Annotated in this window: 28 protein-coding genes and 1 pseudogene; 12 read left to right on the forward strand and 17 right to left on the reverse strand. The window is 64.2% G+C overall.

Features of this window, described 5'->3' with window-relative positions; genetic code table 11:
• Nucleotides 1-40: 40 nt before the first annotated feature.
• The 3 genes from EJ073_RS27095 to sppA all read right to left on the reverse strand — a co-directional run bounded on the left by EJ073_RS27095 (nucleotide 41) and on the right by sppA (nucleotide 1,757).
• Entirely contained in the window at nucleotides 41-382 is a 342-nt protein-coding gene (locus tag EJ073_RS27095) for a DUF1049 domain-containing protein (protein ID WP_126058297.1), read from the reverse strand.
• Nucleotides 383-435: 53 nt separating this feature from the next.
• Nucleotides 436-720, reverse strand: a complete 285-nt coding sequence (locus EJ073_RS27100) for an integration host factor subunit beta (protein ID WP_006200394.1) — start codon at nucleotides 718-720, stop codon at nucleotides 436-438.
• Between the two features lie 80 nt (nucleotides 721-800).
• Nucleotides 801-1,757 (reverse strand): signal peptide peptidase SppA, encoded by a 957-nt coding sequence (gene sppA / locus EJ073_RS27105; protein WP_126058298.1) that lies wholly within the window; start codon nucleotides 1,755-1,757, stop codon nucleotides 801-803.
• Nucleotides 1,758-2,057: 300 nt separating this feature from the next.
• Between sppA and lptC the strand changes: the two genes are divergently transcribed.
• The 6 genes from lptC to ptsN all read left to right on the forward strand — a co-directional run bounded on the left by lptC (nucleotide 2,058) and on the right by ptsN (nucleotide 7,288).
• Nucleotides 2,058-2,771, forward strand: a complete 714-nt coding sequence (gene lptC / locus EJ073_RS27110) for an LPS export ABC transporter periplasmic protein LptC (RefSeq protein WP_126058299.1) — start codon at nucleotides 2,058-2,060, stop codon at nucleotides 2,769-2,771.
• A complete protein-coding gene (locus EJ073_RS27115; protein ID WP_126058300.1) occupies nucleotides 2,758-3,342 on the forward strand; it encodes an LptA/OstA family protein in 585 nt (194 codons plus the stop codon). Before lptC ends, EJ073_RS27115 begins: the two co-directional genes overlap by 14 nt.
• The gene (gene lptB / locus EJ073_RS27120) at nucleotides 3,342-4,160 is read left to right on the forward strand and encodes an LPS export ABC transporter ATP-binding protein (protein WP_126058301.1); all 819 of its coding nucleotides are present in this window, start codon (nucleotides 3,342-3,344) and stop codon (nucleotides 4,158-4,160) included. The genes EJ073_RS27115 and lptB overlap by 1 nt, the downstream gene beginning before the upstream one ends.
• A 197-nt stretch (nucleotides 4,161-4,357) precedes the next feature.
• A complete protein-coding gene (gene rpoN / locus EJ073_RS27125; RefSeq protein WP_126058302.1) occupies nucleotides 4,358-5,887 on the forward strand; it encodes an RNA polymerase factor sigma-54 in 1,530 nt (509 codons plus the stop codon).
• A 290-nt stretch (nucleotides 5,888-6,177) separates the two neighbouring features.
• The gene (gene raiA, locus EJ073_RS27130) at nucleotides 6,178-6,762 is read left to right on the forward strand and encodes a ribosome-associated translation inhibitor RaiA (RefSeq protein WP_126058303.1); all 585 of its coding nucleotides are present in this window, start codon (nucleotides 6,178-6,180) and stop codon (nucleotides 6,760-6,762) included.
• A gap of 61 nt (nucleotides 6,763-6,823) precedes the next feature.
• The gene (gene ptsN, locus EJ073_RS27135; protein ID WP_006200387.1) at nucleotides 6,824-7,288 is read left to right on the forward strand and encodes a PTS IIA-like nitrogen regulatory protein PtsN; all 465 of its coding nucleotides are present in this window, start codon (nucleotides 6,824-6,826) and stop codon (nucleotides 7,286-7,288) included.
• A 70-nt stretch (nucleotides 7,289-7,358) separates the two neighbouring features.
• Here ptsN and EJ073_RS27140 read toward each other — a convergent pair whose 3' ends face one another.
• A complete protein-coding gene (locus EJ073_RS27140; protein ID WP_124995408.1) occupies nucleotides 7,359-7,616 on the reverse strand; it encodes a DUF1150 family protein in 258 nt (85 codons plus the stop codon).
• Nucleotides 7,617-7,680: 64 nt separating this feature from the next.
• On the reverse strand, nucleotides 7,681-8,106 hold the full coding sequence (locus tag EJ073_RS27145; RefSeq protein ID WP_126058304.1) for an Hsp20 family protein: 426 nt from the start codon (nucleotides 8,104-8,106) through the stop codon (nucleotides 7,681-7,683).
• A gap of 153 nt (nucleotides 8,107-8,259) precedes the next feature.
• On the opposite strand from EJ073_RS27145, the gene EJ073_RS27150 reads away from it, so the two are divergent.
• Complete coding sequence (locus EJ073_RS27150; protein ID WP_126058305.1) at nucleotides 8,260-9,201, forward strand: nucleoside hydrolase; 942 nt, start codon at nucleotides 8,260-8,262, stop codon at nucleotides 9,199-9,201.
• Nucleotides 9,202-9,355: 154 nt separating this feature from the next.
• On the opposite strand, the pseudogene EJ073_RS27155 reads toward EJ073_RS27150, so the two are convergent.
• The 9 genes and pseudogenes from EJ073_RS27155 to EJ073_RS27195 form a co-directional block, all read right to left on the reverse strand.
• Nucleotides 9,356-9,971, reverse strand: a pseudogene (locus EJ073_RS27155) (LysE family translocator).
• Between the two features lie 104 nt (nucleotides 9,972-10,075).
• Nucleotides 10,076-11,527, reverse strand: a complete 1,452-nt coding sequence (locus EJ073_RS27160; protein WP_126058306.1) for an amidase — start codon at nucleotides 11,525-11,527, stop codon at nucleotides 10,076-10,078.
• Nucleotides 11,528-11,535: 8 nt separating this feature from the next.
• Nucleotides 11,536-12,435 carry a ribokinase gene (locus EJ073_RS27165; RefSeq protein ID WP_126058307.1) on the reverse strand — a complete coding sequence of 300 codons (900 nt, stop codon included), beginning with the start codon at nucleotides 12,433-12,435 and terminating at the stop codon, nucleotides 11,536-11,538.
• Nucleotides 12,436-12,525: 90 nt separating this feature from the next.
• Nucleotides 12,526-13,008, reverse strand: a complete 483-nt coding sequence (locus EJ073_RS27170) for a hypothetical protein (RefSeq protein WP_126058308.1) — start codon at nucleotides 13,006-13,008, stop codon at nucleotides 12,526-12,528.
• Nucleotides 12,983-13,522 carry a hypothetical protein gene (locus tag EJ073_RS27175; protein ID WP_126058309.1) on the reverse strand — a complete coding sequence of 180 codons (540 nt, stop codon included), beginning with the start codon at nucleotides 13,520-13,522 and terminating at the stop codon, nucleotides 12,983-12,985. The genes EJ073_RS27170 and EJ073_RS27175 overlap by 26 nt, the downstream gene beginning before the upstream one ends.
• On the reverse strand, nucleotides 13,489-13,881 hold the full coding sequence (locus tag EJ073_RS27180; RefSeq protein WP_126058310.1) for a hypothetical protein: 393 nt from the start codon (nucleotides 13,879-13,881) through the stop codon (nucleotides 13,489-13,491). The genes EJ073_RS27175 and EJ073_RS27180 overlap by 34 nt, the downstream gene beginning before the upstream one ends.
• A gap of 23 nt (nucleotides 13,882-13,904) precedes the next feature.
• A complete protein-coding gene (locus EJ073_RS27185; protein ID WP_126058311.1) occupies nucleotides 13,905-14,375 on the reverse strand; it encodes a hypothetical protein in 471 nt (156 codons plus the stop codon).
• 241 nt (nucleotides 14,376-14,616) lie between these two features.
• Nucleotides 14,617-15,522, reverse strand: a complete 906-nt coding sequence (locus EJ073_RS27190) for a bifunctional helix-turn-helix domain-containing protein/methylated-DNA--[protein]-cysteine S-methyltransferase (protein WP_245455382.1) — start codon at nucleotides 15,520-15,522, stop codon at nucleotides 14,617-14,619.
• 145 nt (nucleotides 15,523-15,667) lie between these two features.
• Nucleotides 15,668-16,162, reverse strand: coding sequence for a DUF2244 domain-containing protein (locus tag EJ073_RS27195; RefSeq protein ID WP_126058312.1), 495 nt, complete (start codon nucleotides 16,160-16,162; stop codon nucleotides 15,668-15,670).
• A gap of 22 nt (nucleotides 16,163-16,184) precedes the next feature.
• Here EJ073_RS27195 and nth point away from each other — a divergent pair, with 22 nt between their 5' ends.
• Entirely contained in the window at nucleotides 16,185-16,991 is an 807-nt protein-coding gene (gene nth / locus EJ073_RS27200) for an endonuclease III (RefSeq protein WP_126058313.1), read from the forward strand.
• 51 nt (nucleotides 16,992-17,042) lie between these two features.
• On the opposite strand, the gene EJ073_RS27205 is transcribed toward nth, so the two are convergent.
• Nucleotides 17,043-17,498, reverse strand: coding sequence for a DUF2214 family protein (locus EJ073_RS27205; protein WP_126058314.1), 456 nt, complete (start codon nucleotides 17,496-17,498; stop codon nucleotides 17,043-17,045).
• Between the two features lie 210 nt (nucleotides 17,499-17,708).
• On the opposite strand from EJ073_RS27205, the gene EJ073_RS27210 reads away from it, so the two are divergent.
• Nucleotides 17,709-18,245, forward strand: coding sequence for a GNAT family N-acetyltransferase (locus EJ073_RS27210; protein WP_126058315.1), 537 nt, complete (start codon nucleotides 17,709-17,711; stop codon nucleotides 18,243-18,245).
• Between the two features lie 7 nt (nucleotides 18,246-18,252).
• On the opposite strand, the gene EJ073_RS27215 is transcribed toward EJ073_RS27210, so the two are convergent.
• Together EJ073_RS27215 and EJ073_RS27220 are read right to left on the reverse strand one after the other, a co-directional pair.
• Complete coding sequence (locus EJ073_RS27215) at nucleotides 18,253-20,730, reverse strand: EAL domain-containing protein (protein WP_126058316.1); 2,478 nt, start codon at nucleotides 20,728-20,730, stop codon at nucleotides 18,253-18,255.
• 329 nt (nucleotides 20,731-21,059) lie between these two features.
• Complete coding sequence (locus EJ073_RS27220; RefSeq protein WP_126058317.1) at nucleotides 21,060-21,812, reverse strand: IclR family transcriptional regulator; 753 nt, start codon at nucleotides 21,810-21,812, stop codon at nucleotides 21,060-21,062.
• 203 nt (nucleotides 21,813-22,015) lie between these two features.
• Here EJ073_RS27220 and EJ073_RS27225 point away from each other — a divergent pair, with 203 nt between their 5' ends.
• From EJ073_RS27225 to EJ073_RS27235, 3 genes are all read left to right on the forward strand, one after another.
• Nucleotides 22,016-22,981 (forward strand): tripartite tricarboxylate transporter substrate-binding protein, encoded by a 966-nt coding sequence (locus EJ073_RS27225; RefSeq protein ID WP_126058318.1) that lies wholly within the window; start codon nucleotides 22,016-22,018, stop codon nucleotides 22,979-22,981.
• Nucleotides 22,982-23,113: 132 nt separating this feature from the next.
• Nucleotides 23,114-23,647 carry a tripartite tricarboxylate transporter TctB family protein gene (locus EJ073_RS27230; protein WP_126058319.1) on the forward strand — a complete coding sequence of 178 codons (534 nt, stop codon included), beginning with the start codon at nucleotides 23,114-23,116 and terminating at the stop codon, nucleotides 23,645-23,647.
• Nucleotides 23,648-23,651: 4 nt separating this feature from the next.
• A complete protein-coding gene (locus EJ073_RS27235; protein ID WP_126058320.1) occupies nucleotides 23,652-25,175 on the forward strand; it encodes a tripartite tricarboxylate transporter permease in 1,524 nt (507 codons plus the stop codon).
• The last annotated feature ends 14 nt before the right edge of the window (nucleotides 25,176-25,189 follow it).

The raw sequence follows: 25,189 nt of genomic DNA on the forward strand, positions 1-25,189 counted from the left end.
GAAGCCGCAATTCTTACGGCATCTGCTGCGCCCAAAGGCTTCAGGCGGTCGGCTTCGGCAGGGCCGGGCCCTGCGGCGCCTGAGCCGCCTGAGGCGCGCGGCTGACCGCCTGGCGCAGGTTCTCGGCCTCGACGCCGCGCTGGCGCGCCAGCTTGCGGTAGCGGCCCTGCTTCACCCAGGTCGCCATGCTGCCGACGATCATGCCGATGGCGAGAGCCAGGAACAGGAAGACGAAAAGCGGGAGCTTCAGCGTCAGCGCGGGATTGCCGGGATTGAACGGGTCGAGCGTGAAGGCGATCGGCTCGCGGTTGGCGACGGCGAGCGCGATCAGGACGACGGCCAGCGGCACGAAGACAACGACGAGCATGAAGCGGTTGAACATTTGTTTTCCTGTCGAAAGCAGGGCTGGCGGAGGGCCGGCGCGTGAACTCGCGTCTATTTGCCTCCGTTCAGCCTTTCGCGCAATTCCTTGCCGGTCTTGAAGAACGGCACCCACTTCTCCTCGACCTCGACGGATTCGCCGGTGCGCGGGTTGCGGCCGGTGCGAGCGGGACGGTTTTTCACCGAGAAGGCGCCGAAACCGCGGAGTTCGACCCGGTTACCCTCGGCAAGCGCGTCGGTGATCTCGTCGAAGATCGCGCCGACGATGTTTTCGACGTCGCGCAGGAAAAGATGCGGATTGCGCGTGGCAATGATTTGCACAAGCTCGGATTTGATCATGAGAACGGCTCCCCGGAAAGCACTTCGGTCAAATTATGCAGATGATTTTATTTGCTTTTTCGCTCGCCTCGAGCGGCGCGTCAAGGGTGCCAGACCGAAACGAGACCGTCAAGAAACAAGCGGTCGGCTCCAATTTCGTGAATGACGTCGCCGCCGGCGTCGGGCAGGCCGAGCGCGCTGGCGACGGTTTTCGCCATCGTCTTGGAGAACAGGAAGCCGCCGCGCCTCTCGGTGTCCTTCCATTCCACCACCTTGAGCTTGGCGTCGACGCCCTTTGTCGACAGCCAGTCGATCGCCTCGGTCTCGCCGCCGACAGCGTCGATCAGATGGTTGGCGAGGGCCTGGCGGCCGGTGAAAATCGAGCCGTCGGCAAGCGCCAGCGCTTGCTCGCGGGTCATCTTGCGGCGTTCGGCGACGATGCCGACGAACCAGTCATAGCTGTCGAGGATGAGCTTGCGGACCATGGCGCGCTCGTCCTCATTGGTCGGCTTGAAGGGCGAGGGCGAGGCCTTCAGCGGCGAGGATTTCACCTCCTCGAGCTTGATGCCGAGCTTGTCCATCAGCCCGCTGACGTCCGGATACTGGATCAGCACGCCGATCGAGCCGACGATCGAGGATTTGCGCGCGACGATATGATCGGCGGCGCTGGCGATCATATAGCCGGCGGACGCGGCGAGCGTGCCGACTTCCGCCACGACCGGCTTATCGGCGGCGAGCTTGCGCACCTCCTCGAAGATCGATTCACCGCCGACCGTCGTGCCGCCGGGCGAATCGATCGACAGGATGACGCCCTTCACCTTCGAGGACTCACGGATGGTTTCCAGCCGCTTGATCAACTCCTCGTCTTCGGTGATGGTGCCTTCGATCCTGACCTTGGCAATGTGGTCGACAGCCTGGCCGGTGAAGTCGTCGCGATAGACCCAGCTCGACAGGGCGATCAACGCGACGGCCGCGACGGCGAGCGCAGCAACACGCCAGAACGTCAATTTGCGGCGCAAGCGGCGGCGGTCGATCAGGTCGTCGGCTCTCATTGCCATGGTCAGCCTCTCGGTCGGTGGGAAGAGATGTTTTTAAAGCAAGCATCGGCGCCCCGCTACCGTTTCCTGGTGGGGTTGCGTCAAAGCGCCTGCGCGATGCGGGCCGGCGTTTCATGAAATTTTAACGCTGCCCGTCCGTATCTGCTATGAAGTGCGTAGATTGTGTCGACTTCACTTCCGTTTGTACAACGGCAGCTGTCACATTTTTGCGGTTTTCCTCCGCTTGTGCTTGCTTACGGGGGCCGGCATCCCACCTATAGGCGGTGATTTGGCGGGGCAAGGGTTTATTAGAATTTAGTCATGCTAGCGCGATCGAACGAAACGACCAATGCCGAGACGGCTTTGGCGCCAGCAGCGCCAGCCGGTACGCGGGGTGATGCGTTCGACCTCGCGCAGCGGCATTCGCGCCGCGTGCGCGTGCTCAAATTCGCGGTGCCGCTGCTTGCGGCCGTCATCGCCATTGCCTTTCCCGTCTACTCCTATCTTGCGGCCCCGGTGTCGATTTCGGTGCAGGCCGAAGGCAGCGCCTTTGCCGACGGCAAGCTGGTGATGGCCAACCCCAAGCTCAACGGTTTCACCAAGCAGAAGCTGCCCTATTCGCTGACGGCGCTGCGCGCCATTCAGGACGTCGGCAAGCAAGGCATCATCGATCTGGAAGGGATCAATGCCAAATTGCCGTTGACGTCCGACAATGTGGCGACCGTCAACGCCACGCGCGGCGTCTACGACCGCGACGGCAACACAATGAGCCTGACCAGCGACATAATGGTGACGACGACCGACGGCATCGAAGCCAAGCTCAAATCAGTCTTCCTCGACATGGGCAAAGGCACTATGAAGACGGATGATCCGGTCGATGTCAGCCGTGGCGGCTCGCGGATCACGGCGGATTCGATGGCGGTCCAGGACAACGGCAAGGTTCTGGTTTTCGAGAACAAGGTGCGCGTCAACATCGATCCCGCCAGCTTGAGGGCGGCAGAGCAACAGAGCGGAGAATCGAATGCGTCGCAGTAGTTTGGCAGGGCTTTTGGGCGCGGCCTCGGTGCTGTTGTTGCTTGGCGTGGCGCCGTCGCTCGCCCAGTCCGGCGCGAGCAGCCAGGTCTCAGGCCTCAAACTTTCCGGCGACCAGCCGATCCAGATCGAGAGCGACAAGCTGGAGGTCCGCCAGGCGGACAGCGTCGCCGTGTTCAGCGGCAACGTCACCGTGACGCAAGGCCCGACCACGCTCAAGGCCGGCAAGATGACGGTCTACTATGTCAAGGATCCCAATGCCGCCAAGGGCGCGGCCGCCGGCGCATCGGCGATGACCGGCTCGGCCAACATCGATCACCTGGTTGTCGACAACAAGGTCTACATCAAATCGAACGACCAGATCGCCACCGGCGACAACGGCACTTTCGACATGAAGACGCAGGTGCTCGTGCTTTCCGGCAAGGAAGTGGTGCTGTCGCAGGGCCCCAATGTGCTCAAGGGCTGCAAGCTCACCGTTCAGATGAAGAGCGGCCTCGCCCAGGTCGACGGCTGTGGCGGGCGCGTCATCATGTCGATGACGCCGCCGCCTAAGTCTGGAGCGCCGAAGCAATAATGGCCGGCGTATCGTCGCTGCTGGCTCGCCTTCCGGGGCGGGCCGCCGGCAAACCAGCGGCGCCGGCGACGGTTTCCGTCGATTCCGCGAAGTTCAAGGGCACCTTGATCGCCAAGGGCCTGACCAAGAGCTACAAGGGCCGCAAGGTCGTCAGCGGCGTGACGCTTGGCGTGCGCGCCGGCGAGGCGGTCGGACTGCTCGGCCCCAACGGCGCCGGCAAGACGACCTGTTTCTATATGGTCACCGGACTGGTGCCGGTGGACGAAGGCACGATCGAGATCGATGGCTTCGATGTCACCTCGATGCCGATGTACCGCCGCGCCCGGCTCGGCATCGGCTACCTGCCGCAGGAGGCCTCGATCTTTCGCGGTCTCAGCGTCGAGCAGAACATCCGCGCCGTGCTCGAAATGGTCGAAAAGAGCCGCAAGGCGCGCGAGCGCAGCCTCGATGAACTGCTCGAGGAATTCCACATCAGCCATCTGCGCAAGGCGCCCTCGCTGTCGCTGTCCGGCGGCGAAAGGCGGCGCCTGGAGATCGCGCGCGCGCTCGCCACGCGCCCGGCCTACATGCTGCTCGACGAGCCTTTCGCCGGCATCGATCCGATCGCGGTGGCCGACATCCAGCAATTGGTGCGGCATCTCACGGCGCGCGGCATCGGCGTGCTGATCACCGATCACAATGTGCGCGAGACGCTAGGCCTCATCGACCGCGCCTATATTATCCACGCCGGCCAGGTGCTCACGCATGGCCGCGCCGACGAGATTGTCGCCAATGCTGATGTGCGGCGCCTCTATCTCGGCGAGGGTTTTACCCTCTAAACAAGAAATCCAGGGTTCGGCGCAATTTTTCGGTGATTTTCGGGATTCCTGTCCGATTTTTGCCTGAGATAACGCTCCGGTAAGCGAGTTTTGCTACCGTTTCGCTTGACAAGCAAAAGCTGGGCCACTTTGTTGGTTTGGTCGGAAAATCTGTTCCGGCAGGTCCTGTGCGTAGACGAGGCGTTTGATAACCAACCATGGCGCTGGCGGCGAAACTACAGCTACGGCAGTCCCAGTCGCTGGTGATGACGCCGCAACTGATGCAGTCGATCCGGCTGCTGCAACTCACCCATGTCGAGCTTGAACGCTTCATCGAAGACGAGATCGAGCGCAACCCGCTGCTGGAGCGCGCCGAGCCGCAGGACGACGCGGCTAGCGACCAGGCGCAGAAGAGCGATGCCGCGCCGGAGTCCGCCGCCGACGGCGATTGGTTCGAAGCCGAGACGGAATGGAGCGCCGAAGCGATCTCGGACAAGCTCGACTCCTCGCTGGAAAACCTGTTTCCCGACGATCCCGGCACCAGCGAACGGCTCGGGCCGGATCTCACCGCGCAATGGAAGTCGGCTTCCGGCAGCGGCATGGGAGCGTCCTCGTCCGAAGGTTTCGATGTCGGTGACATGGCTGCCACGGCGATTACGTTGCGTGAGCATGTCGGCGAACAGATCGCGCTCGCCTTTGCCGATCCGGCGGCGCGGCTGATCGCCGGCGAGCTTGGCGACGGTCTCGATGAGGCCGGCTATCTAAGCGCCGACATGGCCGAGATCGCGGCCCGCCTCGGCACCAGCGAAGCGGCGGTGGCCAAGGTGCTCGGCATCTGCCAGACGTTCGAGCCGGCCGGCCTGTTTGCCCGCGACCTTGCCGAATGCCTGTCGCTGCAGCTTGCGGTGCGCGACCGGCTCGATCCGGCGATGCAGGCGCTGGTCGCCAATCTCGAACTGCTGGCGCGGCGCGATTTCCAGGCGCTGAAGCGCATTTGCGGGGTCGACGAGGAGGATCTCCTGGATATGCTGGCCGAGATCCGCGCGCTCGATCCGCGGCCCGGAATGGCGTTTTCGGGCGGCGCCAGCGACGCCATCGTTGCCGATGTCGAGGTGCGCGCTGCCAATGACGGAAGCTGGACGGTCGAGCTCAATGCCGAGACGCTGCCGCGCGTCCTGGTCGACAATGTCTATTTCGCCAGAGTTTCGGGCCACGCGAAGAACCAGGTTGAGAAGGATTTCCTGGCCGAATGCCTGCAGAACGCCAACTGGCTGACGCGCAGCCTCGACCAGCGGGCAAAGACCATCCTCAAAGTCGCGTCGGAGATCGTGCGCCAGCAGGACGCGTTCCTCGTCCATGGCGTGCGCCACCTCAAGCCGCTCAATCTGCGCACGGTGGCCGATGCCATCGGCATGCACGAATCGACTGTGAGCCGGGTCACGGCGAACAAATACATGCTGACGCCGCGGGGCGTCTTCGAACTGCGGTATTTCTTCACTGCCTCGATCGCTTCGGCGGGCGGTGGCGACGCGCATTCCTCTGAAGCGGTGCGCGACCGCATCAAGCAGCTGATCGACGAGGAAAAGCCCGTCGACGTGCTCTCCGACGACGCCATCGTCGATATGCTCAAGGAAAGTGGCGTGGACATCGCCCGGCGCACCGTCGCCAAGTACCGGGAGGGCATGAACATTCCCTCCTCCGTGCAGCGGCGGCGTGAAAAACGCGCGCTCGCCAGCGCCGGGCGCTGACCGCAGCTCTGAAAACGGCCGCGGCGCGGCCGGATTTCCACAGTTTTCAAGCTTCATTGACAAGCTGCAATGAAGTGTCTAGAAGCCCGCCCGCATGAGGCGGGTCTGATGCCCGCAGCGGATGGGACCGTCACGGCGAAGGCTTCGCGACGGCCAAGAAGGCAACTTGTGATCAACCGGAAAGTTCGGATTTAAAATCGGCGCGAGCGCCGCCGCAAAGCTTGTGCGCGCGGACCACGAGTATAAACTCGGGACAGTTTGAAGCCTGAGCAAGGAAGGTCAGTTTTCAGATGAAACTGCGCATTTCGGGAAAACACATGGATATCGGCGATGCGTTCCGTACGCGCATCAACGACCGTGTCGGCGAAGCGATCGGAAAATATTTCGATCGCGGTTTTTCAGGGCATGTCACGGTCATCAAATCGGGGTCGCGCTTTTCGGCCGACTGCATGATCCGGCTCGATTCCGGGGCCTCATTGCAGGCGACGGGCGACGCACAGGATCCCACGCTTGCCTTCGAGGCGGCGGCTGATCGCCTCGAAACCCGCCTTCGGCGCTACAAGCGCCGTCTGAAATCGCACAATTCCGGCAACGGCAATGGCGAGCCGACCGACATCGCCTATACGGTGATGGCCCCGCTTGCCGACGACGACGAGGAGATGCCGGAGAATTTCGCTCCGGCGGTCGTTGCCGAATCGACGATGACGCTGCGCACCATGTCGGTGGCGTCCGCGGTCATCGAGCTCGACACCAAGGATAGCCCGGTCTTCGTGTTCCGCAACGCCGGGAACGAGCATCTCAACATCGTCTACCGCCGGCCGGATGGGAACATCGGCTGGATCGACCCGTCCACGACCAAAGTCGCACAGGGATAGCAGCCAGCCGCGCGAGGGGGCGAGGACTGGCTGCGGCGGGCGAACAAGGGATTTTTCAAGCATGGATCTTAGCGATCTGATCAACGTTCCGGCGATCATGCCGGCGTTGAAGGCGAACTCCAAGAAACAACTGCTGCAATTGCTGTCCGAGAGGGCGGCAGCGATTTCGGGCATTCCGGAGCGGGAAGTGTTCGACACCATCCTGCAGCGCGAGCGGCTTGGCTCCACCGGCGTCGGCAACGGCATTGCCATACCGCATGGCAAGCTCGCCGGGGTGAAGCGCATTGCCGGCGTCTTCGCCCGGCTGGAGACGCCGGTCGATTTCGAGGCGCTGGATGACCAGCCGGTTGATCTGGTGTTTCTGCTGCTGGCGCCCGAGGGGGCGGGTGCAGACCACCTCAAGGCGCTGTCGCGCATCGCGCGCGTGCTGCGCGACGCCGACACCGTGGCCAAGATCAGGGGCACGCGCGACGCGGTGGCGATCCACGCACTGCTGTCGGACACGCAGGCCTCGCACGCGGCCTGAAGTTTTCGGATTGAAGGTTTCAGAGGGCCGCCTTGGGCGGCCCTTGCCATTTCGGACGGCCAGCGGTCGCTCAGTGAATGGCGACAGTGGTCAGGTCGTTCTCCAGCGCGCCCGCCAGCGCCCGGTCGCGGGCGTCCGAAAGCAGGATCGGCTGGCCATTGGCGGCAAACAGCGCCCACAGTTCCAGGCCGGGCGCGATTTCCCCGAGGCCGGGGAAGCGGCCGCGCAGATCGTCGCTCGAGACTTTCCTGAGATAGGCGACTGAGCCTTCGCCGAGATGGGCGAATTCGCCACTGGTCATGGTCAAGGTTTCGTCGGTTCTGGTCATTTCAAGCCTCCTTGGCGCGAGGACGCCGTCCAAGGCCGCCCCGCATGAGAGCCATCGGTAAAGATCAGTCTTTCACCGATATGTTTATTTTCCGTACCAGCCGCTCGACCTCCGGCCGGTCGAGATCAATCGATAGCAGGCCGTTCTTCAGCTCCGCCGCGATCACCCGCATGCCATCGGCCAGCACGAAGCAGCGCTGGAACTGGCGCGCGGCGATGCCGCGGTGAAGGAATTCGCGCTCGGTGTCGTCGGTCTGACGGCCGCGCACGATCAACTGGTTCTCCTCCGTCGTGACATCGAGGTCGCTTTCGGCGAAGCCGGCGACGGCGAGCGTGATGCGCAGCCTTTCGGCCATGCCGTCGGCACCGCTGAGGCGCTCGATGTTGTAAGGAGGATAGCTGTCACCGGACTTCGCCAGGCGCTCGAGCGTCTTTTCCATGGTGTCGAAGCCCAGGAGAAGCGGGCTCGAAAAGGGCGTCATTCGGCTCATGTTACAGTGTCCTCTAGAGAGCGACATAAACTGGAAAAACCCGGATGGCATTTTTCCCGATTGTCTTGATATGGTCCGCCGCGCGGACAAGTTCAAGCCATCATAAACCCCGCCCAAAAACCCCGCCCAAAAAGACTCCCAGAAGGAATTGAAATGCCGCAGTCACGCAAGATCATCATCGATACGGATCCCGGCCAGGACGATGCCGTTGCCATATTGCTGGCGCTCGGCAGCGCCGAGTTGGAGGTCGTCGGCATCACCGCCGTTGCCGGCAACGTGCCGCTGAAGCTGACCGAAAGGAATGCACGCAAGATCTGCGAGTTGGCCGGTCGGCCCGATATCAAGGTCTATGCCGGCGCCATCCGGCCGCTGGCGCGCGAACTCGTCACCGCCGAGGAAGTGCATGGCAAGACCGGCCTCAACGGGCCGCAATTGCCCGAGCCGACGATGCCACTGCAGGATCAGTACGCTGTCGACTTCATCGTCGAGACGCTGATGCGCGAAGAGAGCGGCACGATCACGCTCTGCCCGCTCGGACCGCTCACCAACATCGCGCTGGCGCTGATTCGCGAGCCGCGGATCGCGCCGCGCATCAAGGAAATCGTGTTGATGGGCGGCGGCTTCTTCGAGGGTGGCAACGTCACCCCGTCCGCCGAATTCAATATCTATGTCGACCCGCAGGCCGCCGATGTGGTGTTCAAGTCCGGGATTCCGATCGTGATGATGCCACTCGACGTCACACATAAGGCGCTGACCACCGCCAAGCGCACGCAGGCTTTCCGCGATCTCGGCACCAAGGTGGGCATCGCCACGTCGGAGATGCTGGAGTTCTTCGAGCGTTTCGACGAGGAGAAATACGGCACCGACGGCGGGCCGCTGCACGATCCGTGCGTGATCGCCTATCTCATCAAGCCCGAGCTGTTCAAGGGCCGCAACTGCAACGTCAGCGTCGAGACCTCTTCCGAGCTCACCATGGGCATGACGGTGATCGACTGGTGGGGCGTGACCAAGCGGGAAAAGAACGCCATGGTGATGCGCGACATCGACCACGACGCGTTTTTCGCGCTGCTGGTCGAGCGGCTAGGGCGGCTCTGAAGCTCCCTTCTCCCCGTTTACGGGGAGAAGGTGCCGGCAGGCGGATGAGGGGCGGCGCGAATGTCGGTGTTTTGCCTGCAATCCTGGCGCTGCCCCTCACCCGGTCGCTTCGCGACCACCCTCTCCCCGTAAACGGGGCGAGGGAAGGTAGGCGCTACTTCGCCTTCGAGAAGGCCAGCCAGAGGCCGCCACCGACCAGGAAGCTGCCGCTGATGCGGGACATCAGCTTGACGCGGCTGGCCGACAGCAGCCGACCGGCGCGGCTTGCGGCAAGCGCGTAGGTCGAATCCGACATGGCGGCAAAGATCATCGCGGTCAGGCCCATGACCACGATCTGCAGCGTGTAGTTGCCCTGCGGCGCGATGAACTGCGGAAAGAAGGCGCCGAAGAACACCAATGTCTTCGGATTGCTGATCGCCACCAGGAAACCCTGCAGGAAGAAGCCGCCGCGCGGCTTTCCTGGCCGATCCGTCGGGGTTCAGCGTGCCTTTCGAACGGAACATCTGCACGCCCATCCAGATCAGATAGGCGGCGCCGATCAGCCTGACCCATTCGAACCAGTGGCCCATGCCTGATATCAGCGTGTTGAGGCCGATGCCGACGATGGCGATCATGATGGCGAGGCCGGCCTGGGTGCCGGCGACGTTGGCAAGGCCGGCGCGCGCGCCGTGGCGGATGCTGTTGGCGATGATCAGCGTGACGGTCGGACCGGGCACCAGGATGATGACGATGCAGGCGACGACATAGGTGGCGTAAAGTTCCAGCGACATGGTCTTTCCTCAAGCAAGATGGCACCGATCCGGTGGCGGCCGGGCCCGATCAATGCACGGCGCCGGTGTGGGCGCAAGCGCCAGCCTGCCGCCGATAGCCGGCCTCAGCTTGCGCCTGCCTGCCAGGGCAGTGTCGCCTCGTAGGCCGCGCCGGCCCGCAGCACGGCGAGATCGCCGCGTGGCGGCCCGATCAGCTGCATGCCCATCGGCCGGCTCTTGCCGTCGAAACCGACGGGTACGTTGAGCGCCGGACAGCCGCCCAGCGTGGCGAAGGCGGAGACCTGCATCCAGCGATGGTAGCTGTCCATGGCTCGACCGGCCACCTCACGCAGCCAGTCGGTGGCGACTTCGAAAGGGAAGACCTGCGCGGTGGGCAACGCGACCAGGTCGAACCGGTCGAAGATCGACAGCAGCTTTCGGTGCCAGGCCGAGCGCCTCACCGTTGCGGCATGGACTTGCGGCGCGGTGAGGCGCATCGCCTGCTCCACCTCCCACACGGCTTCGGGTTTCAGCAGCCTGCGCTTGGCCGGATCGTCGTAGTGGACCTTGAGCGCGCAGCCGCTGCTCGCCTGGCGCAGCGTGACGAAGGCCTGCCACAGCGCCTCGAAATCGACATCCGGCACCTGCGCCTCGCTGTGGAAGGAGGCATCGGCGAAACGGGCGAGCGCGGCGTGGCAAAGATCGACTATGCCCGGCTCGACAGGCAGGTGGCCGCCGAGATCGCCGAGCCAGGCGATGCGGCCACCAGTTGCCTTCGTCGACAATCCGTCGAGGAAGGAACCCTGCTTGTCGTGCGACAACGGGGCGCGCGGATGATAGCCGGCCTGCTCGTCGAGCAGCAGCGCGATGTCGCGCACGCTGCGGCCCATCGGCCCTTCCACGCCCATCTGCGCGTGGAAGACATCGATGTCCGGCCCGGCGGGAACCAGCCCCTGCGAGGGGCGGAAGCCATAGACGTTGTTGTAGGCTGCGGGATTGCGCAGCGAGCCGCCGAAGTCGCTGCCGTCGGCGATCGGCACCATGTCGAGCGCAAGCGCCACCGCCGCGCCGCCGCTCGATCCGCCGGCGGTCAAGGCCGGATCGAAGGCGTTGAGCGTCGGGCCGAACACATTGTTGTAGGTGTTGGAGCCAAGCCCGAATTCGGGGACATTGGTCTTGCCGATAATGATGGCGCCGGCCTTGCGGACGCGCTCGACAAAGAAGTCGTCCTCCCCGGGGACGAAGTCGGCGAAGATCGGCGAGCCGAAGGTGGTTTTCAGGCCCTTGGTCAGGGCCAGGTCCTTGATCGCAATCGGCAGGCCGAACAATGCTCCCGTCTCACCGCCGCGCGCCAGATGGGCATCCGCGCTGTCGGCCTCAGCGAGGATGCCGGCGCGATCGCGCAGCGACACGATGGCGTTGACCTGCGGGTTCACCGCCTCGATGCGGTCGAGAAAAGCTGCGACCACCTCGCGCACCGACAGGCGGCGCTGCCCGATCGCGCCGGCTAGCTCCACGGCGGACAGACGGCAGATGTCGCCGGCCGGCGGAACGGCATGCTTTGTCTTGGGACGCATGGCCGTCGTCACGCGCCTGGGAGGGCTGCGTCGACATCTTTTGCCAACGGAATGGCCGGCTGCGCGCCCGGCTTCAGGCAAGCGAGCGAGCCGGCGGTGGCGGCGCGTGCGAGCGCCTGTTCGAGCGGCAGGCCCGACGACAGGCCGGCACCGAAATAACCGCAAAACGTGTCGCCGGCGCCGACCGTGTCGACCGGGGTTATCTCCAGCGCCGGCACGGTCAGGAACGTGTCGGGCGTCGCGGCCAACACGCCATCGCCGCCGAGGGTGACGACGATAGTACGCCCGGTCTTGCCGGCATAGTCGCGCATCCGCGCGGGGCGATCACGGCCGCTGAGCGACAGCGCCTCGCCATAGAGATCGAATTCAGTCTCGTTGGCGACGGCATAGTCGGCCTTGCTTAGCAGGTTGGATGCCTCGGCGCGAAACGGCGCGGTGTTGAGCACGCTGATGGCGCCGGCCGCCCGCGCCGCCTCCAGCGTGGCGTCAACGGTCTGCAAGGGGATCTCGTGCTGCAGCAGCACGACGTCGCCCTTCTTGAGCTGTGCCTTGGCGATATCGCCGGGCAGCACCGAATCATTGGCGCCCGGGACCACGGCGATGACGTTTTCACCGTCGGCGCCGACCAGGATCAGCGCCGTGCCGGTCGAAGCGAAGCTCTCGCCTATGCCGGAGAGATCGACCTTGCCAGTGAGCAAAGCCAGCGCCTCGGCGGCGAAGCTATCCTTGCCGACGGCGCCGACCATGCGCACCTTGGCGCCGGCGCGCGCGGCGGCCAGCGCCTGGTTGGCACCCTTGCCGCCGGGCGCGGTGGCGAAAGTGGAGCCACGCACCGTCTCGCCGGGCGCCGGCAAGCGGTCGACATTGGCGATGAGGTCGAGGTTGATGGAGCCGACAACGATAATCAAGAAGAGCCTCCTGCTGACTGCGCGGGAAGCTAGCCTGTAAGAGCGCCGCTTGCCAGCCCACAATAGGGTTCCGCGCCGGCTGCCACTTGCTCATTCGCAGCGCACGGTGACCGTGCCCTGATAGGTGCCGGCCGGAAAGATGCCCGGCGACTTGGTGGCGGTGAGGTCGACCAGCATGGTGTGTGTGCCGTTGATCACCCGCTGCGGCGAACTGCCCGGAATGTCCGTGCCCGAGCCGTCGAGCCGGAAGACGGTGGCGAAGGTGACGTTGGTGTCGCCGCCGCTTGGAGCCGAAGTGAAGGCGATCGGCGCCGGCGCGGAAACCGAAAAGCAGTCGAGCAGGTTGAGGATCGAGCACAGCAGCGAGCTTGCGGTGATCGTGGCGCCGGCGCTCGACCCGCCCGCCTGCTTGGAGCCGAGGATGTTGATGGCGGGGTTCGACGTCATCGTTCCCGAGGCGCCGATCACGATCGTGCAGGTGCCGACGATCGCCGCCTGCGCGGGAAAGCAGAGGCCGGCAAGTGCTGCCACCGCAAGCAGGGCGCGGCTATTTCTTCTTCTTTTTCCTGCCATCGCCGTTCGTACCTCTGATGCTCCAGCCTTCGTTGGCCCATCCGGCCGAAGCGGTTGCGGGAGCGGGAGCGGCCGTGGGACCGGCGGCAGCCACGCTGCCCGTCGTCTGGCCGTCGGCGCCGAGGCCCATCTTGAGCAGCTTCAGTTCCATCTGCAGGCGCTCGACCTCAAGCTCGTAGAGGCGGCTGCAATCGACACGCTTCGGCGTCCGACCGATCGGGACCACCACGCGGCCATAGGTGGCGATGTCGCTGTTCGACTGGCTGCTGTTGTTGCCTCTGATGACGCCGACGTCGAGATAGGCGCCACTGCCTGAAACCGAGGAGCGGCAGGTGGTGCCGTCGGAAGCATGCACCTCGTCCTGGCCCTGGGGAAGGGTGACACCGGGCAGGGTGAAACCCGTCTGGTTCTGGTTCAGGTTCAGTATGTCCTCGGCAAACCCCGAACTCACGACCGCCAAAGCGGACAGCAAGGAGAGGGTCAGGACCTGCGATGTCCGAAGAACTTTCCGCATATCTGTGCCCTTATCTGCGTCTGCTCGCTTGGAAAGGGGATACTCTCGGTACAGATACGCACTTTACGCTCGGTCGCGCCGTCGAACGGCACGACCACCAGAACCGGACGCGATGCCTGGCCGGCCAGAAGAAAGGCGCTGGGCGTGATCCTGGCGGCTATCGGCTGGAAATCCTGGTCGTAGACATGAACCTCGACGCGAATTCGCTGGTCGTACGGGTTGCCCGGAAAGACGCGGACGGCGAAAGCATCGGTGAACGACCTCACCTCGCCGCGCATCGGCGTCATCGACTGGCCCGTCGCGGCAAGGGGAGACAACACGACGGCCAGCGCCGCCGTCAGAATTCCAACCTTTTTCAAAGACCGCTCCTTTCGCGAGAAGGCTATTCGCAGCGCAGTGTGACGGTTGCCTGGTAGTTGCCGGCGGAGAAGCGGTTCGAGCCGCTCTTGGTGCCGGCAAGATTGACCGCGACCGTCGATGTGCCCGGTACCGTCAGCGCGGTCGCGGTGCCGGTCTCGGCAATGGTCTGCGCGCCGGAGGTGGCGAAGGTCGGGGTCCATGTGGTGGCCGTGACATCTGAGGCCGGCACGGTGGTGGTCGTGACCGGGTCGACGCTGAGCGTGACGCCGCCGGTGGTATCCACCTGGGCGCTGCCGGCCGAACCGCCTGCATTGTGGGAGCTCAGCGACTGAAGATTGGTGCTGACGGTCATCGTGCCGTTGGAGTTGATCGTGATCGTGCAGGTCGCGGTGATCGTGCCGTCGAACAGCACGTTTCCGGTGGCTGCGGATGCGGTCTGGTCGATGCAGGCGACCAGCAGTGCCGCACCGATGACGGCGCGAAAGAACTTCATCGAAACCCTCCTATCAAGCCGGATGGTCCGACTTAATACAAAGGCATCTTCGCTTTATCGTAGTTAATTTAGGGTAAAATGAAATGTCTTCACTTGCCTAAAAAGAGTAAAACCGGCGAAACCACAGGTTGTCGCCGGTTGTAATGCCTATAAATTTGGGGGCAAAGGCGATAAATGTAGGAATACTTGTTTATACTTTGATCCACGGTTTTGTGCAACAAAACTCGAAAATATCGACGTTTCAGGACGAGACCTGTCCCGCCTCCCAGCCGAGGATGGCACGCTTGCGGGTCAGGCCCCAGTGGTATCCGGTGAGGGCGCCGGACTTGCCGAGCGCGCGGTGACAAGGCACGACGAACGACATCGGATTGGCGCCGACCGCGGCACCCACCGCGCGGCTGGCGCTCGGCGCGCCGATGCTGGCGGCGATCGAGGAGTAGGTGCAGGCCTTGCCCATCGGGATGCGCAAGAGGGTTTCCCAGACGCGCAACTGGAAGTCGGTGCCGATCATCACCACGCGCAGCGGCTGGTCGGCGCGCCACAGTCTTGGATCGAAGATGCGCGCGGCGTAGGGCGCTGTAGAGCTCATGTCCTCGACATAGGCCGCGTTCGGCCAGCGGCCGGACATGTCGGCGAAGGCCGCGCGCTCGCCGCCGGGATCGTTGAAGGCGAGGCCGGCAAGCCCGCGGTCGGTGACCATGATCAGGGCGATGCCGAAAGGCGAGATGTGATAGCCGTAGCGGATGGTGAGGCCGGCGCCGCGCGTCTTGTAGTCGCCCGGCGACATCGCTTCATGGGTGACGAAGAGGTCATGCAGCCGTCCCGGGCCCGACATGCCGAGCTCGAACGAGGTTTCGAGCAGCGGCATGCCGGAATCGAGCAGCCGGCGCGCATGGTCGAGCGTGACCGCCTGCAGAAAGGCCTTGGGCGACAGGCCGGCCCAGCGGGTGAACAGCTTCTGCAGACCCGTCGGCGTCTCGCCGACCTCCTCGGCCAGATCCTCGAGCGAAGGTTGGTCGCGATAGTCGAGACTGATCTTCTCGATGGCGCGGCGCACGACCTCGTAGTCGCTGCCCTTGGGAGTAATTTCGTTCTCAAGGATCGCGGTCGGTTTCATCTGCGTATTCATGGTCATCTGGGCGTTCATGGCAATATCTCCTTGACCGCGAATATCGGTCTTCCCGCCCTTTGCCACCACCCGAAACTTGCCCTGCTGCCGCCCGCCCGCGACGTGCTTGAATTCCTACGGCAAGGCGTGGAAAGCCGGCCGCCGGATAACGCAAATTCGACAGTCAGCGCGCCCTGGCGGTCGCGAGCGCGCGCGAAAAAGCGGTGGCAAAGCTCTCGCGGGAGACGGGGTCGAGGAAGGACCCGATCGACACGATCTGTCCCTGTGCCTCTACCGCCATCCTGGTGATGCCGATCTCGGCATGGCGGGCGATTGAGAAGCGCGCCCAGAACGGATTGAAGCGGTGCGCCTCCGACCTGCCCGATGGCGCGGTCTTGCGAATGTCGAGGCTGGTGCGCGACACCGAGACTTCCTCGCGAGCGCGGGCGGCACGGTAATTGACGCGGAAGGCGATGTAGACGGCGATCACGTCGAGCCCGAAGAAGCCGAACACCGGCCAGGCGCCGCGCGACAGGAAGAAGGCGCCGGTGGCCAGCCAGCCGAAGGACAGCGCGCCCATAAGGACGATGAAGCCGGTGCGGCCGAGCGAGCGGTGCGGTGTCAGCAAGGCATGGAAGAAGGGCTCGTCAGCCTGGAAAGAGGCGTTTGTGTCGCTCATGCCTGGATATTATAGGAAGGGAATGGCAAGCCCCAAGACGAAAAAATCCCCGATGGCCAAAAATGCATTGCCGCCCGGCCGGCGCGACGGCTCGAACGCCAAACCGCGGCCGAGGCCGACGCGATCACGGCCCCTCTACAGCTCGGCCGAGGTGCGCGAGATTTTCCGGCGGTTTTCGGTGCAGCGACCGGAGCCGAAGGGCGAGCTCGAGCATGTCAACGCCTTCACGCTGCTGGTGGCGGTGGTGTTGTCGGCGCAGGCCACCGATGCCGGCGTCAACAAGGCGACGCGGGCGCTGTTTGCGGTCGCCGACACGCCGCAGAAGATGCTGGCGCTCGGCGAAGCGAAAGTCGGCGACTACATCCGCACCATCGGCCTCTGGCGCAACAAGGCCAAGAGCGTGATCGCGCTGTCCAAGGCGCTGATCGACGAGCATGGCGGCGAGGTGCCCGCCGACCGCGACCAGCTGATCAAGCTGCCGGGCGTCGGGCGCAAGACCGCTAATGTCGTGCTCAACATGGCCTTCGGCCAGCACACGATGGCGGTCGACACGCATATATTCCGCATCGGCAACCGCCTCGGGTTGGCGCCCGGCAAGACGCCGGAACAGGTCGAGCAGGGGCTGCTGAAGATCATCCCGGCCGAGTATATGCGCCATGCGCATCACTGGCTGATCCTGCATGGCCGCTATGTCTGCAAGGCGCGCAAGCTGGATTGTCCGGCCTGCGTCATCGCCGACATCTGCAAGGCGGCGGAGAAGACGGCCGAGATGCCGGCGCCGCTGGTGCCGATCGCGCCGCTTTCGGAGACGGTTGCCGCCGAGGCTTGAAGCGGTGCGCAACCCGGACGGAGACCGCGCCGCGCAGTTTCCCGGAATTGCTCAGGAGCCGTAGCCGCGCGCCATAGCCGCCGCGAAGACCGGGATCAGCAGGAAGATGAAGGCTTCGGCGCGGACATAGGTCTTGACCGAGGCGAGCTCCGCCGCCGGCACCTGGAAGCCGGGAGTGGCGCCGGTCTGCCGGTTCCAGGAGATGAAGCGGACGGTCGGGATGATCGACAAAAGGCCGACGATGACGAAGGCCGTCATCTTTGCCCAGAACATCCAGTTGTAGATGTAGAACTCCCAGCCCTTCAGGCCGTAGAAGACACGGCCGGCGCCGACGATGACGATCAGCGCGGCGATGATGCCGTAATGGCGGTCGATGCCGACAAGGCGCTTCAGCGTCGCGGCGGGCAGATCGCCGCGGAGCAGCACGAATTCGGCGCCGATGATGCCGGCCAGCGAAAACACCAGCAGATGATGGATGATGGCCAGCACGAGGTCGGTGGTATCCATGCATTTTCCTCTGGTTGGATGATATGCGGGCTGAATCAGATTTCCGCTAAGACTAGCATCGCCGGACAGAATTCCCAGACACGGCGGGCAGCTAGCTGCCCTGGCGTGATGGGACGTTCTGGTCTGGAGGATGATCCGGACCGCCGTGGCCCTTGTTCGGTGCGGGAGGTTTGCTAGGCGCCTTCTTGACGTTCAAGCGAGGCAAGTTCCATGGGCAGTCCAAAGGCAACCGGCGTGCCGGTCATCGAAACGGCGCGGACCATCCTGCGGGCGCACCGGCTGGACGATTTCGACGCCTACGTCGCCATGTGGGCCGATCCCGCCGTCACCCGCTTCATCGGCGGCAAGCCGCGCACGCGCGAGGAGAGCTGGATGCGCTTCCTGCGCCATGCCGGGCTGTGGTCGCTGATTGGCTATGGGTTCTGGGCGATCGAGGAGAAGGCGAGCGGCCGCTTCATCGGCGAGGCTGGCTTCCACGATTTGAAGCGCGATATCGAGCCATCGATCGATGGCGTGCCGGAGGCCGGCTGGGCGCTGGCCTCGGAAGCGCATGGCCGGGGACTGGCGAGCGAAGTGGTCCAGCGCGCTCTCGCCTGGGGAGACGTGACGTTCTCACCGGCCAGAACCGTCTGCATCGTCGATCCGGAAAACACAGCGTCGCTCAATGTTGCGGCCAAGTGCGGCTACAGGGAAATCCTGCGCACCACCTATCACGACAATCCGACGATCCTGCTGGAGCGGCGGTAGAGCCCCGTCATCCAGCCTTGAGCAGCTTTCGCGCCACGGCGTTCTGCGTATCAGCGTGCGGCGCGGCGCCGGGGTCTAGCAATTTCGTGCGTAGATCGAACGGTTGCGGCCTGGCGATCGCATAGCCCTGGGCATAGTCGACGCCGATCGATTTCAAGGCCGTGACGATGCTCTCGCTTTCAACGAACTCGGCAATGGTGCGCTTGCCCATCACCTTGCCGATATGATGGATCATCTCGACCATGGCACGGTCGATGCGATCCTCCAGCATGTCCTTGACGAAGCTGCCATCGATTTTCAGATAGTCGACGGGCAAGTGCTTCAGATAGGCGAAGGACGACATGCCGGAGCCGAAATCGTCGAGAGCGAAGCGGCAGCCCAGCTCGCGCAACTGGGCGATGAAGCGCATGGCGTTGGCGAGGTCGGCGATGGCGCTGGTCTCGGTGATCTCGAGGCAGATGAGCTTCGGCGGGATGCCGCTGATCTCGAACTGCTCGCGCAGGAAGTCGAGAAACGTCTCGTCGCCGAAGCTCGCCCCGGACAGATTGATGGCGCAGGTGGCGATCGGAGCGGCCGCTGGATCGCCAAGGCGCGCGGCCAGAACGGCGAAGGTGCCGCGCACGACCCAGCGGTCGATCGACGGCATCAGCCCGTAGCGCTCGGCTGCCGGAATGAAGCTGGCCGGCGAGACAATGGAACCATCCTCGTCCGTCAGCCGCAGCAGGATTTCGAGATGCGCCCCGCCTTCCGCCGCGGCGGCGCTGAGCGGCCATATCTCCTGGCAATAGAGCCTGAAGCGGTTTTCCTCCAGCGCGGCGTGCAGACGCTGCACCCAGGCCATTTCCGTGAACCGTTCCCGCAGGGCCGTGTCGCTGTCGCTATGCAGCTGAACCCGATTGCGGCCCTTTTCCTTGGCCATGTAGCAGGCGACATCGGCGGCCTGCAGGGTTTCTTCAAGCGTGACTTTGGCATCCACAATCTGGACCATGCCGATGCTGACGCTGATGGCGAACGGTCTTCCGGTCCATGAGAAATGCAGGTCTTGAACGGTCGCGCGCATCCGTTCGGCAATGTCGGCGGCGAGATCCAGGCTGCAATCGAGGAGGAGGACGCCGAATTCGTCGCCGCCCAGTCGCGCCAGAATGTCGCCCGGCCGAAGATCATTGCCGAGCAATATGGAGACCTGACGCAGCAGCTGGTCGCCGGCGGCGTGGCCGCATGTGTCGTTGACCAGCTTGAACTGGTCGAGATCCAGATACATCAGGGCGTGCTGCCCGGGTCGATGGTGCAAATCCTGGATGGCCTTCTGCAGGCGGCTCTCGAAGTCGCGGCGATTTGCAAGCCCCGTCAGTTCGTCGTGCGATGCTTGCCATGAAAGGCGCTCGATGTAGTCCTGTTCGCGCGTCATGTCGTGGAAGGCGAGCACGGCGCCGACGACTTCGCCGGACACCAAAAGCGGTGCGCCAGTCAGGGCAATGGGAACGACCGAACCGTCGGCGCGCTGCAGCAGTCGCGGGCGGGCATTGGAACGCCTCGGCTCGCCGGCCAGCAAGCGCTGGATCCATTGCGTCTCCTCGACGCCGCTGTCCTTGTCGACGAGCTTGAACAGTGATGCGATCGGTTTGCCTCTCGCCAGCTCGAACGTGTGCGCCAGCAGGCGTTCGGCGACAGCGTTCATGTAATCCAGCCGCCCATCGGAATTTGTGCTGATGACGGCCTGGCCGATCGAAGCAAGCGTGATCTGGGCCCGTTCGCGCTCGGCATTGAGCGCGTTCTGGAAAGCCTGGCGTTGCGCCAGGAGTTTGCGCGTGCGCCACACTGCTAGCAGGATGAGCAGAGCGGCTGTGGCGAGATTGGCCAGCGTCAATGCAATGTTGATGAAACGCGAACCCTCTCCCAGGCTGTCAGAGAACGCCTTGGACAGAGGGCCGATCTCATCGTTGAGCCGGTGGATCTCTGCCTTCCAGGCGCCGACCTGGTCCGACGATACCCGTCCTTCCGCGACCTTCCGGTGGATTGTCTCGCCCAACTCGTCGAGCGCCAGGATCATGTCGTCTGCAGCCGCCCAGCGCTGAATGGCGACGTCGAGGTAGCTGAACCAGCGAAAATTTCGGAACAACCAGATCATTCCCGCGACGTCGTCGGCGTGATTTCCACCCTGCACGAAACCGGCGCGCGCCGCCTCGGTGTCGGGCTCGGCCTGCTCAAGTGCCAGCCGCGCCGCATGATCGGCCAGCGGAACGGCAATTGCGGTGCGATACTCGTTGAAGAAATCCGTCTTGCCGGTATCGGCATAGAGGCTGAGGAAATAGATGGCCTCTTTCTGTCCTTTCGACCAATGGCTTTCGCCGCCGACGTAGGCGCGAACCGCCGAAAGCGTATAGAGGCTGCCGCCGGCGACCAGAGCCTGGACAAGGACCACGAGGATGAATGGCCAGACCAACCCGACAAGACGTGGGCTAGAAAGCGCCGGTGACAGCCTCATCAAGCTTCCATGGAAATTGCCATGGCCCCCGTGAACCCGCTGGGCCTGACCGAGGCAATTGCAGGCCAGGCGAAACCTCTCTCCCTCATGTCGCTGCTCGTCATGCGACAACAGCCCGAGTAGCATGTCGGCCTTAACAGCCAATAAACTTGCCGAGTATTTTTACTCGAGACAGCCTGTCTTCTTCCACAGGTTGCTTTCGCAAGGGTATAGGATAGGATTTTAGGCAAATACTATTGCAGTTCGACTGCTTCCAATTTGCCGGCGCTCGAAAGCCCGACAAATCGGGACCAAGTCATGGAAACAAAGTTCAAAGAGTTTCCAGTGCCTTATCGGCGATGAACGGCTTTCAAACTTGCTCGTTCGAGCATCGAGGCGTCTTCGCCGAAGGCGCGGGTGGCGCGAGCCGCCGCCTCGAGCAAGGGCGCGGTCATGCGGCGCAGAAAGGCTGCGTCCACGCGCGTTCTTGGGCCGGCAAGGGTGAGTGCGCCGAGAAGAGTCCGGCCGGGTCCAAAAACAGGCGCCGAGACGCCAGCCGTCTCGGGATCGCGGTCGCCCACCGACAAATGGTGATAGTCCGCGCGGATGGTATCGTAGGGCTCGCCCTGCTCGCCGGAGAACGCGGCGAGTACACGGCCGCCGGAACCCGCCAGCAAGGGCAGCACGTCGCCCTCGTGGATGGTGTAGCGGATCGGATGCTTGGATTCGACGCGGTAAAGGCAGGTGCGGACATCGCCGGAGCGGACATAGAAGGCGACGCTTTCCCAACTCCGCTCCGACAGATCTCGCATGATCGGCAGCAGGACATCCATCGCCACCACCGAGCGCTGGTAGAGCGCGCCAAGCCTGAAGGTGGCCGGTCCGATGCGATAACGCCCGTCGTCAAGCCGTTCCAGCAATTGGCCGCGCATCAGCGAGTTGGCCAGCCTCAGTATCGTGCTCTTGTAAAGGCCGGTGCGGGTCGCGATCTCGGCCAGGCCGAGCGAGCGATCGGCGGGCGTGAATGCGTCGAGAATGGCGATGGCGCGGTCGAGAGCGGCAACGCCTTCGGTGGAAGTCGGGCTGGCAGGTGTATTTTTCATCCCGATGATGATTTCATGTTGGTCGCCCCGTCCAGGCCAAGCCTGGATGATGCGATTTTGTCGTGGCAAAATCGTTCTGTCTAGTAGAATGCCATTCCCGTTGACAGAACGCAGTCACAAATGCTTGAACTCGAAGGCGGGTCTGAATTCAGGCCACGTCTTTGGCAGGCACCGGAGGAGGTGTCGTGATTTGGAGGAGTCCCATGCTGAACAGACGCAGATTCTTGACGAGCACCGCGGCCGGCATCGCGGCATTGCACTTCACACCCGCCTTCGCACAGGACGCGCCGCAACTCCAGATCTTCGTTCCCGCCGCGCCTGGAGGCGGCTGGGACCAGACGGCCCGCACGATCGACCAGGTGCTGCGTTCTGAAAAGCTGATCTCCGGCTCGCAGATCACCAATGTCGGCGGTGCCGGCGGCACGGTCGGCCTGCCGCAATTCGTCAATCAGTGGAAGGGCAAGGGCAATTCACTGATGGTGGCCGGCATGGTCATGGTCGGCGCCATCATCGCCAACAAGTCCGCGAACAACCTGACCGAAGTGACGCCGATCGCCCGCCTGACCGGCGAGTTCGAGGCGCTGGTGGTGCCTGCGGCATCGCCGTTCAAGACCGCCGCCGATTTCGTCGCCGCGCTCAAGGCCGATCCGACCCAGGTTCCGGTGGCGGGCGGCTCCGCCGGCGGTTCGGACCATATTCTGTTCGGGCTGATCGCCAAATCCGCCGGTGTGCCCGCGACCAACCTCTCCTATGTGCCATTCGCCGGTGGCGGCGAGGCGCTGTCGGCGCTGCTTGGCAACCAGGTGGCAGCCGGCATTTCCGGCTATGGCGAATTCTCCGAGCAGGTCAAGGCAGGTGCGCTCAGGCTGCTCGCCATCTCCGCCGATAAGCGCCAGGAAGGTATCGACGCGCCGACGCTGAAGGAGGCCGGCATCGATGTCGAATTGTTCAACTGGCGCGGCGTTTTCGCTCCACCAGGCGTCTCCGACGACGACAAGGCGGCGATGATCAAGCTGGTCGAGACCATGGCCAAGAGCGAGGCCTGGGCGACCGAGTGCAAGAATCGCAACTGGACACCAATCCTGCTCACCGGCGACGATTATGCCAAGTTCGTCACCGAGGACACCGCCCGCATCGGCGCCATCCTCAAGGATCTCGGCCTCGCCTGATGCCTTCCCCAGGCGGGTCGGCCGGCGCCGCTCCGCCTGGACCTTCGCCAGGCGCATGGACATGACATCCATCGCGGGCGAGACTGCGGTCAGGGCCGGCCGTGGGATGCCGGCCATCGAGGGAGGACATTCATGAGCACCAGCGACCAGCAGGCGCCGCCGCGCTTTGCCATACCCGAATTGTTGATCGGCGTCGGGCTTCTGGCCTGCGCCGCCGCCGTGGCCTGGCAGACGCTGGCGATCCCGGTGTCGCCGCTCTATTCCAAGGTCGGCCCGAGGGTCTTCCCCTACATCACGATGGCCGGCATGGTGATCCTGTCGCTGCTGCTCATCGTCGCGGCGCTTCGGGGCGGCTGGCAGCCCGACGAGGAAAAGGAGACGCCGACCGACTGGAAGTCGATGGGCTTCGTGGTTGCCGGCCTCGTCGCCAACCTTTCGCTCATCCATCCGCTCGGCTTCACCGCCGCCTCGGTGATCATGTTCGTTCTGGTCTGCTACGGTTTCGGCAGCCGGAGCCCGCTGCGCGACGCGCTGCTGGGCCTGATCCTGGCGCTCGCGGCCTATTTCGGTTTCGCCAGGGCGCTCGGCGTCAACATCGGCGCCGGTTTCGTCGAGAACCAGCTGAACACGGCGATCAACGCCGTCGTCGCCATGGTGAGGCGCTGACGCCATGGACACGCTCAACCAACTCGCGCACGGCTTCTCGGTCGCCTTCACGCCGGCCAACCTTTTGTGGTGCCTGGTCGGCACTACATTGGGAACGGCGATCGGTGTGCTGCCCGGCCTCGGGCCGGCGCTGACCATCGCGCTGCTTCTGCCGATCACCTACCAGGTGGCGCCGGAAGCCTCCTTCATCCTGTTCGCCGGCATCTATTACGGCGCTATGTATGGCGGCTCGACGACGTCGATCCTGCTCAACACCCCCGGCGAGAGCGCCACCATCGTCACCGCGCTCGAGGGCAACCGCATGGCCCGGTCCGGCCGCGGCGGCGCGGCGCTCGCCACCTCGGCGATCGGCTCCTTCGTCGCCGGCACCATCGGGACGCTGGGCGTCGCCTTCCTGGCGCCGATCGTGGTCAAGTTCGCATTGGCCTTCGGCCCGGCCGAGTATTTCTCGCTGATGGTGCTGGCCTTCATAACCGTCTCGGCGGTGCTCGGCTCGTCGTCGGTGCGGGGTCTCACCAGCCTGTTCGTCGGCTTCGTCATCGGCATGATCGGCGTCGACCTGCAGACCGGACAGCCGCGTTTCACCTTCGGCACGGGCGAGCTGCTCGACGGCGTCGATGTGATCATCGTCGCCGTCGGCCTGTTCGCCGTCGGCGAGACGCTCTACATGGCCTCGCGCCGCTATGCCGGCAAGGACGAGATCGTGCCGCTCAGGGGCTCGCTCTACATGACCGCCGCCGAATGGGCGCGCTCGTGGAAGGCGTGGCTGCGCGGTGCCCTGATCGGCTTCCCGATCGGTGCGATGCCGGCCGGCGGCGCCGAGATCCCGACCTTCCTGTCCTATGCGATCGAGAAGAAGCTGTCGAAGCACAAGGAGGAGTTCGGCACGGTCGGCGCCATCGAGGGCGTCGCCGGCCCGGAAGCCGCCAACAATGCGTCCGCCGCCGGCGTGCTGGTGCCGATGCTCACGCTTGGCCTGCCGACCTCGGCGACCGCCGCGATCATGCTGTCGGCCTTCCAGAGCTACGGCATCAATCCCGGACCGCTGCTTCTGACGACGCAGGCCAACCTCGTCTGGGGCCTGATCGCCAGCCTGTTCATCGCCAACGTCATCCTCGTCATCCTCAACCTGCCGCTGATCGGCCTGTGGGTGCGGCTGTTGAAGATCCCGGCGCCGCAGCTCTATGCCGGCATCCTGGTGTTCGCCACCGTCGGCACCTACGGCATCTCGCAGTCGCCGATCGATCTCGTCATCCTTTATCTCCTGGGAGCGGCCGGTTTCCTGATGCGGCGCTTCGATTTCCCGACCGCGCCCGTCATCATCGGCATGATCCTCGGGCCGCTCGCCGAAACGCAGTTCCGCCGCGCGATGACCATCGCCAATGGCGACTGGACGGTGTTCTACCGGCATCCGCTGTCGCTGACGCTGCTGACGCTGGCCTTCATCGGTCTCGTCGGGCCGCATATCTGGGCCTGGATCGAGCACCGGCGCCGGCGCGGACCGGAGCATGTGCCTGGCGATGCCTGATCGAACTGGAGCAT

The organism is Mesorhizobium sp. M4B.F.Ca.ET.058.02.1.1 (genome assembly GCF_003952505.1).
Taxonomy (GTDB): Bacteria; Pseudomonadota; Alphaproteobacteria; order Rhizobiales; family Rhizobiaceae; genus Mesorhizobium.